General features: G+C 66.5%; 16 protein-coding genes. 7 read left to right on the top strand and 9 right to left on the bottom strand.

All coding sequences use genetic code 11. The features are described 5' to 3' along the window. The first annotated feature begins 43 nt into the window (after positions 1-43). Positions 44-580 carry a pseudouridine synthase gene (locus BAY15_RS18470; RefSeq protein ID WP_068854428.1) on the top strand — a complete coding sequence of 179 codons (537 nt, stop codon included), beginning with the start codon at positions 44-46 and terminating at the stop codon, positions 578-580. 60 nt (positions 581-640) lie between these two features. Here the strand turns inward: BAY15_RS18470 and BAY15_RS18465 are convergent, their stop codons facing one another. Both BAY15_RS18465 and hrpB read right to left on the bottom strand, forming a co-directional pair. Continuing rightward, entirely contained in the window at positions 641-1,030 is a 390-nt protein-coding gene (locus tag BAY15_RS18465) for a hypothetical protein (protein ID WP_068854427.1), read from the bottom strand. A gap of 144 nt (positions 1,031-1,174) precedes the next feature. Beyond that, positions 1,175-3,679 carry an ATP-dependent helicase HrpB gene (gene hrpB, locus BAY15_RS18460; RefSeq protein WP_068854426.1) on the bottom strand — a complete coding sequence of 835 codons (2,505 nt, stop codon included), beginning with the start codon at positions 3,677-3,679 and terminating at the stop codon, positions 1,175-1,177. Between the two features lie 81 nt (positions 3,680-3,760). Between hrpB and BAY15_RS18455 the strand changes: the two genes are divergently transcribed. Then, positions 3,761-4,576: a TatD family hydrolase gene (locus BAY15_RS18455; RefSeq protein WP_068854425.1), complete on the top strand. Its 816-nt coding sequence runs from the start codon at positions 3,761-3,763 to the stop codon at positions 4,574-4,576. A gap of 165 nt (positions 4,577-4,741) precedes the next feature. Here the strand turns inward: BAY15_RS18455 and BAY15_RS18450 are convergent, their stop codons facing one another. The 4 genes from BAY15_RS18450 to BAY15_RS18435 are packed head-to-tail and all read right to left on the bottom strand — an operon-like array spanning position 4,742 to position 8,362. Further along, the gene (locus BAY15_RS18450) at positions 4,742-5,611 is read right to left on the bottom strand and encodes an NAD(P)H-binding protein (protein WP_068854424.1); all 870 of its coding nucleotides are present in this window, start codon (positions 5,609-5,611) and stop codon (positions 4,742-4,744) included. A 2-nt stretch (positions 5,612-5,613) separates the two neighbouring features. Continuing rightward, on the bottom strand, positions 5,614-6,552 hold the full coding sequence (panE, locus tag BAY15_RS18445; protein ID WP_068854423.1) for a 2-dehydropantoate 2-reductase: 939 nt from the start codon (positions 6,550-6,552) through the stop codon (positions 5,614-5,616). 53 nt (positions 6,553-6,605) lie between these two features. Then, entirely contained in the window at positions 6,606-7,406 is an 801-nt protein-coding gene (locus BAY15_RS18440) for an ABC transporter permease (protein WP_068854422.1), read from the bottom strand. Continuing rightward, a complete protein-coding gene (locus BAY15_RS18435; RefSeq protein WP_068854421.1) occupies positions 7,403-8,362 on the bottom strand; it encodes an ABC transporter ATP-binding protein in 960 nt (319 codons plus the stop codon). The genes BAY15_RS18440 and BAY15_RS18435 overlap by 4 nt, the downstream gene beginning before the upstream one ends. A gap of 105 nt (positions 8,363-8,467) precedes the next feature. Here BAY15_RS18435 and BAY15_RS18430 point away from each other — a divergent pair, with 105 nt between their 5' ends. Next, positions 8,468-9,217: a ferredoxin--NADP reductase gene (locus BAY15_RS18430; RefSeq protein ID WP_083214238.1), complete on the top strand. Its 750-nt coding sequence runs from the start codon at positions 8,468-8,470 to the stop codon at positions 9,215-9,217. Between the two features lie 440 nt (positions 9,218-9,657). On the opposite strand, the gene BAY15_RS19315 is transcribed toward BAY15_RS18430, so the two are convergent. After that, positions 9,658-9,831, bottom strand: a complete 174-nt coding sequence (locus BAY15_RS19315; protein ID WP_157771783.1) for a hypothetical protein — start codon at positions 9,829-9,831, stop codon at positions 9,658-9,660. Positions 9,832-10,008: 177 nt separating this feature from the next. On the opposite strand from BAY15_RS19315, the gene BAY15_RS18425 reads away from it, so the two are divergent. Both BAY15_RS18425 and BAY15_RS18420 read left to right on the top strand, forming a co-directional pair. Further along, positions 10,009-10,362, top strand: a complete 354-nt coding sequence (locus BAY15_RS18425) for a SymE family type I addiction module toxin (protein ID WP_068854419.1) — start codon at positions 10,009-10,011, stop codon at positions 10,360-10,362. Then, positions 10,359-10,589, top strand: coding sequence for a hypothetical protein (locus BAY15_RS18420; protein ID WP_068854418.1), 231 nt, complete (start codon positions 10,359-10,361; stop codon positions 10,587-10,589). The genes BAY15_RS18425 and BAY15_RS18420 overlap by 4 nt, the downstream gene beginning before the upstream one ends. 192 nt (positions 10,590-10,781) lie before the next feature. On the opposite strand, the gene BAY15_RS18415 is transcribed toward BAY15_RS18420, so the two are convergent. Both BAY15_RS18415 and BAY15_RS18410 read right to left on the bottom strand, forming a co-directional pair. After that, positions 10,782-11,999, bottom strand: coding sequence for a type II toxin-antitoxin system HipA family toxin (locus BAY15_RS18415; RefSeq protein WP_068854417.1), 1,218 nt, complete (start codon positions 11,997-11,999; stop codon positions 10,782-10,784). After that, positions 11,999-12,376 carry a helix-turn-helix domain-containing protein gene (locus BAY15_RS18410; protein ID WP_068854416.1) on the bottom strand — a complete coding sequence of 126 codons (378 nt, stop codon included), beginning with the start codon at positions 12,374-12,376 and terminating at the stop codon, positions 11,999-12,001. Before BAY15_RS18410 ends, BAY15_RS18415 begins: the two co-directional genes overlap by 1 nt. Positions 12,377-12,605: 229 nt before the next feature. Between BAY15_RS18410 and BAY15_RS18405 the strand changes: the two genes are divergently transcribed. Continuing rightward, positions 12,606-13,166: a hypothetical protein gene (locus tag BAY15_RS18405; protein WP_157771782.1), complete on the top strand. Its 561-nt coding sequence runs from the start codon at positions 12,606-12,608 to the stop codon at positions 13,164-13,166. A 5-nt stretch (positions 13,167-13,171) separates the two neighbouring features. Next, positions 13,172-13,552 carry a hypothetical protein gene (locus BAY15_RS18400; RefSeq protein WP_068854414.1) on the top strand — a complete coding sequence of 127 codons (381 nt, stop codon included), beginning with the start codon at positions 13,172-13,174 and terminating at the stop codon, positions 13,550-13,552. Positions 13,553-13,559: the final 7 nt, after the last annotated feature.

Genomic DNA, 13,559 nt, shown 5'->3' with positions numbered 1-13,559 from the left:
CGTGTAATGGGACAATGACACCTCGTCACTTCTGTCCCGCCCCATGCTGATCGCCTTCAACAAGCCCTTCAACGTCCTGTGCCAGTTCACCGACAGCAGCCAGCCGCCACGCGCGACCCTGGCCGGCTTCGGCCTGCCGCCTGACGTATACGCGGCAGGTCGCCTGGACTACGACAGCGAGGGCCTGCTGCTGCTCACCGACGACGGCAGGCTGGCACATCGGCTGACAGACCCGCGCCACAAGGAAGACAAGACCTACTGGGTGCAGGTGGAAGGCGCGCCGACCGACGAGCAGGTACAGGCGTTGCGCAGGGGCGTGCAGTTGAACGACGGCCCGACCCTGCCCGCACGCGTGGAGTACCTGGAAACCCCATCGTTGTGGGAGCGCACGCCGCCGGTGCGGTTCCGCAAGACCGTGCCTGATGCCTGGCTGGCCATCACCCTGCGCGAAGGGCGCAACCGCCAGGTGCGACGGATGACGGCGGCGGTCGGCCTGCCCACGCTGCGGCTGGTGCGCGTGGCGATGGGCCCGCACCGGCTGGAGGACCTGCAGCCCGGCCAGTGGCGGCGGATCGATTGATCCAAACAAAAACCGCCGGACAGGCCGGCGGTTTTCGTCTACTGCAACGTGCCTGATGGATCAGGCGTCGCTGCCGATATCGCTGTGCTCATCCACCACCGTGGTGTTGCGGCGGTTGCGCGCGCTGATGCGCTCGGCCTGCCCATTCACCACGCTGCCGTTGGCCAGCTTCTTCTTCTGCTGCTTGCGGTACAGCGCGTAGCCCAGCAGGCCTACACCTACTGCGGCCACGGCGATGGTGGCCGCCGGATTACGGCGCACCGCCTTGGCGGCCACCTTGCTGCCGGTCTTCACCGCACCCAGCGCCGCACCGGTCTTGATCCAGTCCGTCGCCTGCGGGCCGAGGTGGCGCAGGTTGCTGCCGGCGTGCTTCAGGCCATCGCCTGCGCTGCTTGCCAGATCCAGTGCACGCTCCAGGGCGCGGTCGGTAATCACGGTCAGTCTGCTCATTGGGGGGTCCTTTGCCTCGGTTCGAAATCCAGTGTCGCGCGGGGGCCGTGTAGGGCGTGTTATCCACCAGGCACGGCATGGTCACGACGATAACCAATCCGCGCGATCCATTCAGGTGGACCGGCGGCGCACGGTCAGCCGGCGTTATGTCCCGCGTGGCTTGGCGCGATGGGTGGCGCTGGCGGTCCACGGATCATCCGGCCACGGGTGCCGTGGGTAGCGCCCCTTCATTTCCTTCTTGACCTCGGCATAGGTGTTGGCCCAGAAGTTGCGCAGGTCCTGGGTCACCTGCAGCGGGCGGCCACCGGGCGACAGCAGGTGCAGCGTGAGCGGCACGCGGCCATCGGCGATGCGCGGCGTATCGGCCAGCCCGAACAGCTCCTGCAGCTTCACCGCCAGCACTGGTGGCTGCGGCGTGCTGCCATCGGCCTCCAGCGCATACGTGATCGGCCGCTCCATGCCCGAGGGCACCGCGATACGCACCGGCGCATGCCGGTCGATCAGCTGGCGCTGTGCCCACGGCATCGGCGATTTCAGCGCCTCGCCCAGCGTGGACTCATCCAGCGCATCCAGGCGCGTCTTGCCATTGAACGCCGGCGTCAGCCATGTCGTGAGCGTTTCCATCAGCGCCGCATCGGACACCTCCGGCAGGTCCAGCTCCGGCATCCACGCACGCAGCGAGAGTGCTCGCGCCTGCCACTGGCGCAGTCCGTCGGTCCATGGCAATGCCTCCAGTCCCAGCTCGCGCACCGCCTCGGTCAAGGCCTGCGCGGCCTGCGCCGGATCCACCCGCCCGCCCGATCGGCTGTCCAGCACGATGCGGTCGAAGCGGCTTTCGCGGCGCGCCACCAGCGCCCGCTTGTCCGCGTCCCAGCGCACCACGTCCTGCTGCTGGAAGCGCTGCGGGAAATCCCGGCGCAGGCGGTTCTCATCCACCGGCGCGGCGCGCTGCAGCAGCGCATCGCGGGCTTCGTAGCGCAGTTCCACCGCCACCAGCCACGGCTCACCGCGCAGGTCGCTGGGGTCGAACAGGCGCGCGCTGCGCCCATTGGCCAACAGGTAACGCAGCGGGTCGGTGGGATGCCGCGCCGCGATCCGGTCCGGGAAGGCGTGCGCCAGCAGGTCGCCCAGCTGGTGGGCCTCCACTGAAGACGGCGGCGTGGTGTCGCAGCGCAGGCGCCGCCGCCATTGCTTGCTGGCCGCATCGATGGCCGCCAGCGCGCCGCGATTGGCGTCCTGCGGCACGCGTCCCTGCCGGAATGCGGCCAGCGCCCGCCACCGCGCGGCCAAGGCATCGTTTCCGTGGCGCAGCGGATCCCGCGCTTCCACCAGCGCGGCCAGGTCGCAGGCCAGCGCCTGCTCGGTGCCGTTGCCGGCCGCCAGCAGCATCGCCGACAGCCGTGGGTGCGTGCCCAGGGTGAGCATGCGCCGGCCCAGTGCGGTGGGCGCGCCGCTATCGCCCAGCGCACCCAACCGCTGCAGCAGCTCGCGCGCGGCGGCCATCGCGCCCACCGGCGGCGCATCCACGAAACGCAGGTCCTCGCTGCCCCATGCAGCCAGCTCCAGCGCCAGCGCGGCCAGCTCCACCTGTGCGATCTCCGGCCGGCGCTGCGCTTCCAGCCGCTGCGACTGCGGCCACAGCCGCCAGGCCCAGCCTTCAGCCACGCGCCCGGCGCGGCCGGCGCGCTGGTCGGCCGAGGCCTGCGCGATGTTCACCACGTCCAGTCGCGAAAAACCGCTGTTGGGGTCATAACGCGGCTCGCGCGCCAGCCCCGCATCCACCACCACGCGCACCCCGGGCAGGGTCACCGAGGATTCGGCCACGTTGGTGGCCAGCACCACCCGGCGCTGGCCCTGCGGATCGGGCTGCAGCACGCGCGACTGCTGCTCCACCGGCAGCTCGCCGTGCAGCGGCAGCACCTGGATATCGGCGGGCAACGCCTGTTCCAGCGCCGCCTGGGTGCGCGCGATCTCGCGTTGGCCCGGCAGGAACACCAGCACATCCCCGGGGTGCTCAGCCAAGGCCTGCTCCACCGCGCGCCGTGCCTGCGCCTCAAGGGATTCATCGCGGCGGGCCGGGAAATGGCTCACCGCCACCGGGAAGCTGCGGCCGGCGCTGCTCAGGCGCGGGGCGTCCAGAAGCTGCGCCAGCCGCTCGCCATCCAGCGTCGCCGACATCACCACGATGCGCAGGTCCTCGCGCAGCTGCGCCTGCACATCCAGCGCCAGCGCCAGCCCGAGATCGGCGGCCAGATGGCGCTCATGGAATTCATCGAACAGCAGCGCGCCCACACCGTCCAGCATCGGGTCGTCCTGCAGCATCCGGGTGAGGATGCCCTCGGTGACCACCTCCACCCGGGTGCGTGCGGACACCTTGTTCTCGAAGCGGATGCGGTAGCCCACCGTGCCGCCGACCTCTTCGCCCAGCTGCCGCGCCATGAACTGCGCGGCGCTGCGCGCGGCTACCCGGCGTGGTTCCAGCATGATGACCTTCCGGCCTTCCAGCCACGGCGCGTCCAGCAGCGCCAGCGGCACCTGGGTGGTCTTGCCCGCGCCCGGGGGCGCTTCCAGCACCAGGCGCGGGTGCGTGGCCAGCTGCGTGGCGATCTGCGGCAGCAGCCCGGAAATCGGAAAACTCGGCGTACTCATGGCGCAAGGATACGGGCCGGCGGCAGGGCCGGCGAGCCGACCGGGCTACAATGGCGCGATTCATTGCCCCGTAGCTGCCCCATGCAACTGATCGATATCGGCGCCAACCTCACCCACGATTCCTTCGACCGCGACCGCGATGCCGTGCTGGCCCGCGCCCGCGAGGCCGGCGTGGTGCAGATGGTGCTGACCGGCGCCAGCCGTGAGCATTCGCCGATGGCCCTCGACCTGGCGCGCCAGCACCCGGGCTTCCTGTACGCCACCGCCGGCGTGCACCCGCATCACGCGGTGGAATACACCGACGAATGCGATGCCGAAATGCGCGCGCTGCACGCCCACGCCGAAGTGGTGGCGGTGGGCGAGTGCGGCCTGGACTATTTCCGTGATTTCGCCCCGCGCCCGGCCCAGCACCGTGCCTTCGAGCGCCAGCTGCAGCTGGCCAGTGAGGTGCGCGCCGCCGATGGACAGCGCAAGCCGCTGTTCCTGCACCAGCGCGACGCGCATGCCGATTTCATGGCGCAGATGAAGAACTTCGACGGCCGCATCGGCGCCGCGGTGGTGCATTGCTTCACCGGCGAGCGCCAGGAGCTGTTCGATTACCTGGACCAGGACTGGTACATCGGCATCACCGGCTGGCTGTGCGACGAGCGCCGTGGCGCGCACCTGCGCGAGCTGGTCAAGCACATTCCGGCCGAGCGGCTGATGATTGAAACCGACGCGCCGTACCTGCTGCCGCGCAGTTTGAAGCCGATGCCGAAGGATCGGCGCAATGAGCCGATGTTCCTGGCGCATATCGTCGAGGAACTGGCGCGGGATCGCGGCGAGGATGTGGAGCTGACTGCAGCGAACGCCACCGCAGCGACGCGCACGTTCTTCCGCCTGCCAGACGCGCGCTGACCCGGGCCTGCCGTGTCGCTGCCCTGGTAGGGTCGCATCCCGATCGACCGCCGATACCAAAGGGCAGGCCGTAGAAGGCATGACCGATGGCGAAGGCACGTCGCCGGAGAGGTCAATGCGTCAAAGCACCGATCACCCCTATCGGCGGTTGTTTGGGAACCCACCCTACCGGATGGCGTCCTGAAGGCCCTCGCGGTATGTCGCGAATGTTGGCTTCCACCCCAACGCTTCGCGCGTGCCCTGGCTGTCGATGCGCTTGTTGCTGGCGTAGAACCGCCGCAACGCAGGGCTCACTGACGGGTCATCCCACGCCACGGCAGGTGGCATCGCAAACCCACCCAGCTCCGCCGCGAACGCCAGCACCTCCTGCGGCGCGGCCGGCTCATCGTCGGCGGGCAGATACAAAGCCTCCCCGGGGCGACCCATCGCGGCGACAACGACTGCCGCCAGATCCTCCACATGCAGCCGGTTGAACACCAGCCCCGGCCGCAGCACATGCCGCGCGCGGCCTTCCGCCAGTTGAACCAGCGCATTGCGCCCGGGACCATAGATCCCGGGCAGCCGGAATACGGCAGACGCCACGCCCTCGTCCCGCGCAAACCCGCGCCACTGCGCCTCGGCCAGCAACCGCCGCCGCGCCGTGTCATCCACCGCATCGGCCACCGACGACTCGTCGATCCACCCTCCCTCGCGGTCGGCGTACACCGCCGTTGAAGAGAGATAGCCCACCCAGCGAAGTACCGTGCTGGCACGCAGCGCTTCGGCCACCAACCGCAACGCAGGGTCACCGGCATCATCCGGAGGCACCGTACAGATCACCGCCTCCGCGCTGTGGATGGCCTCACGCAGCGCATCATCAACAGGCTGCCCCGCCACCAGCCGGTGGCGGACAACACCATCGTCGGCCGCCGCCTCCGGCTCCCGCACCGTCCCACTGCATGCCACACCCTGGGCCTGTAACAGCGCCGCCACGTGCCGCCCGCTGTAGCCAAGCCCCAGCACCAGAACCCGCGTCGGTGCAGCGCCGGCAGCCATGCTCAGCCCGCGCGCTGGCGCTGGTAAGCCTGCAGATGCGCATACGCCACCGCCAGCAGCGGCGCCGCCTGGCCGGCCGCGCGTGCCCGCACCAGCATGTCGCCCACGATCTGCTCGGCCTCCACCTGCTGGCCGGCCTCCAGATCGCGCAGCATCGACGCCTTCAGCGCCGAACCTTCCTGCGTGGTCGCCGCCAGTGCCACCGCCTGCGCCTTCTCCGGAATCGGCTCACCCGCCGCCTCGGCCACCGCCAGGCATTCGGCATACAACCCGCGCACGATCTCCGCACCGTCATCCGTCGCCACGATCGTGCCCACATCCGCCCGCATCAGGCAGGTTGCCGCCGCCAGCGTGGTCAGGAACGTGTACTTGACCCACTGCTCCTGCCCAATGGCATCGCTGGCCACATGGTCCACCCCGGCCTGTACGCACGCCGCCGCCAGCGCCAGCACCCGCGCACTGTTGCCGGGCGTGTCACGCTCGCCAAAGGTCAGCTTCGCCGCTGGCGCCAGGTGCAGCACTGCCCCATCGGCGGCCTTGGTCGCACTGATGAAGCACAGCCCACCCAGCACCGCATCGCGGCCAAAGCGCGCATCCAGTGCCGCGTAGTGGCGCAGCCCGTTGAGGATCGGCAGCACCGTCGTACGCGAGGACACCGCAGGTGCAATCGCCTCGATGGCGCTGTCCAGGTCGTAGGCCTTGCAGCTCAGGATCACCAGGTCAAAGGGCTGCTCTGCGGCAAGCGCAGGCAGCGCATCGGCAGTGACGTGGGCTACCGGGAAGCTCGCATCACCCAGCGGGCTGCGAATCACCAGGCCCTCGCTGTCCAGCTGAGCCGCGCGGGCAGGGCGGACCAGGAAGGTCACGTCGACCCCCGCCTGGGCCAGGCGACCGCCGAAGTAACCGCCGGTACCACCGGCACCCAATACAAGTATGCGCATGCGTTTCTCCAACTACGTCGAGGGCCGGCCAACGGCCGGCGCTACGGGGTAGATCAGCTCCGCATGCCTACGCCGCGTTTGAGCAGCCACAGCGCCAGCGCGGTCAGCACCACCACGAAACCGATCATCAGCGCATACGCCACCCACAGCGGCACGTCGCTCGTACCCAGCAGGCCGTAACGGAACGCGTTCACCATGTAGAAGATCGGGTTCGCGTGCGTGGCCGCTTCCGCCCACGTGGGCAGCAGCTTCACCGAATAGAACACGCCGCCCAGGTAGGTCAGCGGGGTCAGGATGAAGGTGGGCACGATCGCCACGTCATCGAACTTCTTGGCGTACACCGCATTGATGAAACCGGCCAGCGAGAAGATCGTCGCGCCCAGCAGTACCGTGGTCAGCGTCACCAGCGGGTGCGGAATGCGCACCGGGGTGAAGAACATCGCGATCAGCAGCACGATCACGCCCACCATCAACCCGCGCAGCACCGCGCCGGCCACGTAACCCCACAGGATCACCCAGTTCGGCATCGGGCTCACCAGCAGCTCTTCCACGTGCCGCCCGAACTTCGCCCCGAAGAACGACGAACTGATGTTGCCGTAGCTGTTCTGGATCACGCTCATCATCACCAGGCCCGGCACGATGAACTGCATGTAGCTGTAGCCGCCCATCTCGCCCACGCGTGAACCGATCAGCCCGCCGAAGATCAGGAAGTACAGCGTCATCGTGATCGCCGGCGGCACCAGCGTCTGGCCCCAGATGCGCAGGATGCGCGCCACTTCGCGGCGCACGATCGTCATCAGCGCAATCCGGTTGCGCTGGCCGTCGGTCAGGACCGGGGTCGGGGTGCTGCTCATGCCGCGTTCTCCTGGTTGCCGGTGAGGCGCACGAACAGCTCCTCCAGGCGGTTGCTCTTGGTCCGCATCGACCGCACCCGGATGCCCGACGCGTTCAGCGCCGCGAATACCCGGTTCAGATCCATCGCGCGCGGCATGTCCACGTCCAGCGTGTGCCCGTCGATGGCCACCATCGTGGTGCCCTCGATCACCGGCAGCTGCGCCGGCAGCTCACCGTCGATGTCGAACAGGAAGCCTTCCACGTCCAGCTTGGCCAGCAGCTCGCGCATCGGCCCCTGGGTCACGATCTGGCCGTGGTTGATGATGGCCAGGTTGCGGCACAGGTGCTCGGCCTCTTCCAGGTAATGCGTGGTGAGGATGATCGTGGTGCCGGCGGCGTTGATCTCCTTCAGCACCCGCCACATGTCGCGGCGGATCTCGATATCCACGCCCGCGGTGGGCTCATCCAGGATCAGCAGGCGCGGGCGGGTCATCATCGCCCGGGCGATCATCAGCCGGCGCTTCATGCCGCCCGACAGCGTCCGGCTCATCACCTGCGCCTTTTCCCACAGATGGGCGCGCTTGAGCTCCTCCTCGGCCATCTTCTCGGCCTCGGCACGGGCCACGCCATAGAAACCGGCGTAGTTGACCAGGATGTCGAAGGGCTTCTCGAACAGGTTGAAGTTGATTTCCTGCGGCACCAGGCCGATCAGCCGCATGGTGGCGCTGCGGTTGCGCACCAGGTCGCTGCCGAATACCTCCACCTGGCCCTCGCTGAGGTTCACCAGCGAGCTGATGATCCCGATCAGGGTGGACTTGCCGGCCCCGTTCGGGCCCAGCAGCGCGAAGAAGTCGCCCGGGGCAACGTCCAGCGAAACCCCTTTCAGGGCCTGGGTGCCGTTGTCATAGGTCTTGCGGAGGTCGCGCACCCGCAGGGCGGGGGCGGTACTGGTCGCGGGAGTGTTCTGGGATGCCAAGCTCTTGCCTTCGCGCCCATGGGACGGCGCTGGATAGGGGCGGGGGAGCGGCTATTATAGAAGCCCCCGAGGGTCTGCCCCGGCTACACACTGTTTCCCAAATTCGTGCCTGTTCAATTCCCCCTCAAGCTGATCGACCGGCGCATGCTGGCCCCCACCGTCGGCCACTACCAGTTCCTGCGTGATGACGGCCAACCGCTGGATTTCCAGCCCGGACAGTTCATCCAGGTCCATTTCGAGTACGCCGACGGCACTGCCACCAAGCGCAGCTACTCCCTGGCCACCATCCACGACCACGCCATGGCCCCGGGCGAAGCCGTTGATATTGCAGTCAGCTTTGTGCCCGGCGGCGCCGCCACGGCCCTGTTCGAAGGCCTGGACCTGGGCGGCCACGTGACCGCCAGCGGCCCGTTCGGTCGGTTCTGCCTGATGCCGGGCGACCACAACGCCCGCTACCTGCTCATCGCCACCGGCACCGGGGTCACCCCGTACCGCTCCATGCTGCCGCTGCTGGCCACCGCCATGGCCGAGCGCGGGGTGGAAGTGGTGCTGCTCCAGGGCGCCCGCACCCCCGAAGAGCTGCTCTACAGCGAAGACTTCTACGCCTTCGCCGCCGCCCACCCGGGCTTCCGTTACGTGCCGTGCCTGTCCCGCGAGCTGCCCGAGAACCCGCACCCGGACGTCCGCCACGGCTACGTGCAGCAGCACCTGGCCGAGTTTGCGCCCAACCCCGCCACCGACATCGCCTACCTGTGCGGCAACCCGGACATGGTGGATGCGACGTTCGAGGCGTTGAAGGAGGCTGGGTTGCCGACGCCGCAGGTGCGGCGGGAGAAGTACGTTAGCAGTAAGTAATCTCTCCAGAAGGTACTTGGCCCCGGTAGCGTGCTATCACGCGACCGAGGCCAAGAAACGCAGAATACTGAAGTGACTACGTAGGAAGGACGGCCTCACTGGCAGGTTTCCACACTCAAGTGAACAACCCATTCGCCAGCAATTTCCCTTCATGTGCCCCTTAGAGGCTTCGCAGCTCCGCCGACAAATTTTCTGCTGTCTGCGTAGTCAAGTTAACTATAGCTGCCGGGCGAAGCCCCTTCAAGCTTCACCCGTATCCGGTGCGCAAAGCTTCAGACTCCATCGCACCACGTCGCAACACTTTGTTAGATTTTGCTGTGTTTGGGGCTCTGTCCCATGCACTGGATCATCGGCGGTGCCGCGACCATCGATTCCGCTCGGGCATCCAGCCGGCGAGTGCATGGTGGACATGCATCCTTGCCGTACTGAGGAGCGCACCGTCATACCCAGCGAAGCTTGAATTGATTGTTACTACTGAACCCTGCTTCTTCATATGCGCAGACTGTTGGCATCTGCGCTTTTGGCGCCATATGCGTCATTGAGAAGGTTCTGCCTACCGAAGTCGGGAAATCAAGAGGCACAAACAATTTCCCATCGTTGGCAGCGGCGCGCATGGTGTGTTCCGGAGCGTAGAAACTCCAAAAACACGAGAATTGGATGTCCTGCGTCGGGAGGGTGGCTAATACAACACCCTCGTGGAAATACGCCCGCCGATTTTTCGTGTTTTACGGTTTCTAACCTCCCGACTCCCTCGCCATCCCGGCGAGGGATCTTCCTACTGGAGGCACACCATGAAAAGGCAACGACCCGACGACAGCTACAACGACTACCCGTCCCAATCCGCGATTGCCCGGAGCGCACGCGAACGCCGTACGCAATCCGCACCGTGCACGCCACCCGCGCACTTCCACGAAGAGCTGAAGGTTCCCTACCTCAAGATCCGCGGCCAGTGGTTGCGGCAGATGGGCTTCAACGTGGGCCGCAAGCTGCAGATCGAAGCCAGCGCGGGCGTCATCACCATCAAGCTGCTGGGCACGCCAGCAGTGGAAGACCCACGGGTGCCCCGGTTCGTGGAACGCACGATCTTCCACGGCGAGATCAACTCCGACCTGGGGCAGTTCCTTCCCGAGGACGTCATCCCATGAAGAAGCAGGTCTACTTACGAGTGAAGGTGGACCCCGGCCTACGCCGTGCCTTTCAGCTCTCTGCGTGGCGCAGCGAACGATCGCCTGCCTACGTGCTCCGGTCCTTGATCCAGAACTGCGTGTCCTTGGATCGGAACCTCAATGGTCTTGATATCGAGGTCTGGGGCGATTCCTTCCCGCTGGAAAATGAAGCGGCGAACCAGCCGAACCGCCAGCGCCAGCGGTGAAACGACAGCAACGCCACTTCTACTCAGATCGCGTTGCCATGTAGGTGTTCGCACCACCCAGCACTGCAAATCCGGTCACGGGCCCGTCTCCGGCATGTCGCACAATCAGCCCCCTGTCCTGGTCGGTCGTGAAGAAGGCCATGCTGGACTGCGCATGAACCCGCGTCGCTTTCCTTCTCGCGTGTGACTGGACTATCGAGCGCTGGCGTTCGAGCCTTGCCTCGCCAACAGTTTCTCGAACCGCGCCAGCGAAGGCTCGAAACACTGTCGCAGGCCACGAACCTGGTCGATCCGATGGCTCTCGGTGTACATGACCACGTGCATGGCTTCAACCAGTCGGGCGATTCTTGCCATCGGATCGGCAAGCCCACAGTGGTTCTTCCCGAATGCCTCCAGATCCGCCCTTGCTGCCATCAGGCCCTTCTGATGATTCAATGTCAGCGCCAGCACGTCGCTGGGCAGGTAGCAGGTGGTGCAGACGATATCGTAGGCGGGCGACATCGTTACGCTGCCCTTGGAAGGATCTTCGTAGATCACGCCGAAGTTCTTGAGATGCGCATCACCGTTGCCAACCAATACAGACAACGCGACCTGGTCGAACAGCTGCGCCAATGCCGCCGGCCGATGCTCCACCGAGCAGTAAAGATTGAGCACCTGGGCAACCTGTTCGTAGCTCAGGCTGTACTTCGCTTTCGCATTGAGTCCTACCAGGACGGCGATGTCCTCGAACCCGATTGGCGCGCCTGCCTGCGTGCGATCGAACCGCCGCATGACGAAACGCTTACCGTCTTCTGAAAGATGGAACTCAGGTACCGGAATGCCCGCTTCCCGGGCGATGGACATGCAGAGGTATTCGTTGATTGCCAGGCCCGGAAAGTGGGCGCCTTCGGTCTTGACGATAAGCTCGCGTGTCGGGAGAAGGGCCTTGCCAAATATTGCGCCGGACTGCTCTGGAACCAGAAGCTTCGGCTGCACGCCGGAGACGCCGGACCGCAACAGGTATTCGTCGGCCAACTCCTGGAACAGATCCCTCGTGCCCTGATCTGCAAGCACCTGCGAAAGCTCTACGCCCACTGCCGCACCGGCGGTGAATTGGGAGCTGGCAAGCGATACGCGGCCAATACCCGCTTCACCGCCCGTCATTGCCAGCAGCAACATGGGATCAAGCGCAGTGGTTTTGCCGAACCGATGCTGCAGCATCTCCAACATGTGGCCTTCGGGCAGGTTCATCTGGAAGATGGCCATGGGTTCGGGGCCGTCATACGGTTCCATGCGTACCGGCATGCCCAACGACACAGCGCAGGGAGGTAGGGCGTCCTGTGCGTAGTTGAAGGTGTAGTAGCCCACGTAGTCCAACTGCCCCGAGAGGCCTTGGGGCGTGGATACCGTCATGGTGGTGCGCTTGGCCATCACTTGCCTCCGGCCGGCGGCTCTGCGGGCTTGGTCTTGCGACCGGAGCTCACCCGTCGCAGGATATGTGCCGCTTTGCCGGCCATCTGCCCTGTCGTGCGACGGTCGTAGAGGGTTGGCGAAGGCTCCAGACCGAGCAGCGACTGAACTTCCGCCGTTGTTGGTTTGGAAGCAGGCACCACGCTCAGCTCGCCACCCATGCTTTCCAACACGGCCACAACGGTCCCGAGCGCAATCCCGGCCGACCCCTTCTCCAGTTCGATGATCGTTTTCCGGTTGACGCCGGCCGCAGCGGCCAAGTCTGACTGGCTCAGACCCCGCTGGGCGCGCATGCTCCTGATCTGATCTGCAAGGCGGAGAAGGATGACGTCTTTCATGTCACCTATTCTACACATTCTTCAAGGCATGTCCGAAATATCTGCCCAGGTATGTCCTAAATACATCTCATGCTATCACTAATGTCCGATATTATGGACCATTGCGCTTGCCGCCAATCGTAGCAGGAAGGGTTGGCGGTCACTGGCCTTGGGTGACGGCGCCGCCGCCACGCCACATCCCGACGGTAGGCTATGCTCCCGCCACATCCCGCAACGGCCAACCATACCCATGTCACTGGACATTCTCGACGCTGATGAGCTCTTCCATGTCTCCCTCAGTGCCATGCAGAACGGGCGCGACGGCGAAGCGCTGGAGGCGCTGAAGCGGCTTCTGGCGTTGCAGCCCGGTCACCTGCAGGCCCAGCACCTGCTCGGCGCGCAGTACGCGCAGCTGGGCATGTTCGCCCGTGCCGAAGCGATCTGGCGGGCACTGTTGGTGGCGGCCCCGGAATTCGATGCCGCCCGGTTCCAGTTGGGCCGGCTGGTGATGCTGGGGGGCGACGCGGGTGCCGTACAGGCTGTGCTGGCTCCCCTCATCGACCGTACCGATGACCTGGGCTGGTACGCCCAGGCCGTGGTTGCCGCCAGCCGGAACGAACCGGGTGGGGTGGAGCAGGCGCTGGCCAAGGGCCTGGCGTGCGAACAGTCCAACCCCGGCGTCACTGGCGACATGCGCCAGTGGCTGCAGCGCCTGCGCGAGCAGGGCGGCCAGCCTGCGGCGCCGGTACCGAACGCCCCGCCGGCCCCTGAAGCAGCGTCCATGCTGCTGAGTGGCTACGGGCGGCATTGACCCCGATGAGCCTTGGCCCGGTCGGTTCGTCATCCTCGCTGGTGTCGCTGCTCAAGGCCGAGCTGGCGTCCGACACGCGCCGCCGCACCACCGGCAAGGCGGGTGCCGCTTCCTCCTCGCGCAGCGAAGCCGCGGCCGGCCGCCCATCGCTGCGGCCGCAGCTGATCGAGGCGGTAAAGAACATCGACCGCGGCAACCCGGATGCGGTCAAACAGGCCCGGCGCCGGATCATCCGGGCTGTGCTGGTGTGGCAGTTCGGGCCGGACCTGCGCGAGCACAGCCAGTGGGCCGCCATGCTCGATGCCATTGCCACCACCCTGGAACAGGATGCCGAGCACCTGGCCCAGTTCGACGCCCTGCTGGCCGAGCTTCAGCAGGCCGGTTGATCCGGTG

The sequence above is a fragment of the Stenotrophomonas rhizophila genome, from assembly GCF_001704155.1.
Taxonomy (GTDB): domain Bacteria; phylum Pseudomonadota; class Gammaproteobacteria; order Xanthomonadales; family Xanthomonadaceae; genus Stenotrophomonas; species Stenotrophomonas rhizophila_A.
Note: the sequence above shows the minus strand (reverse complement) of the source record. Positions and strands in the feature narration are given on the sequence as shown.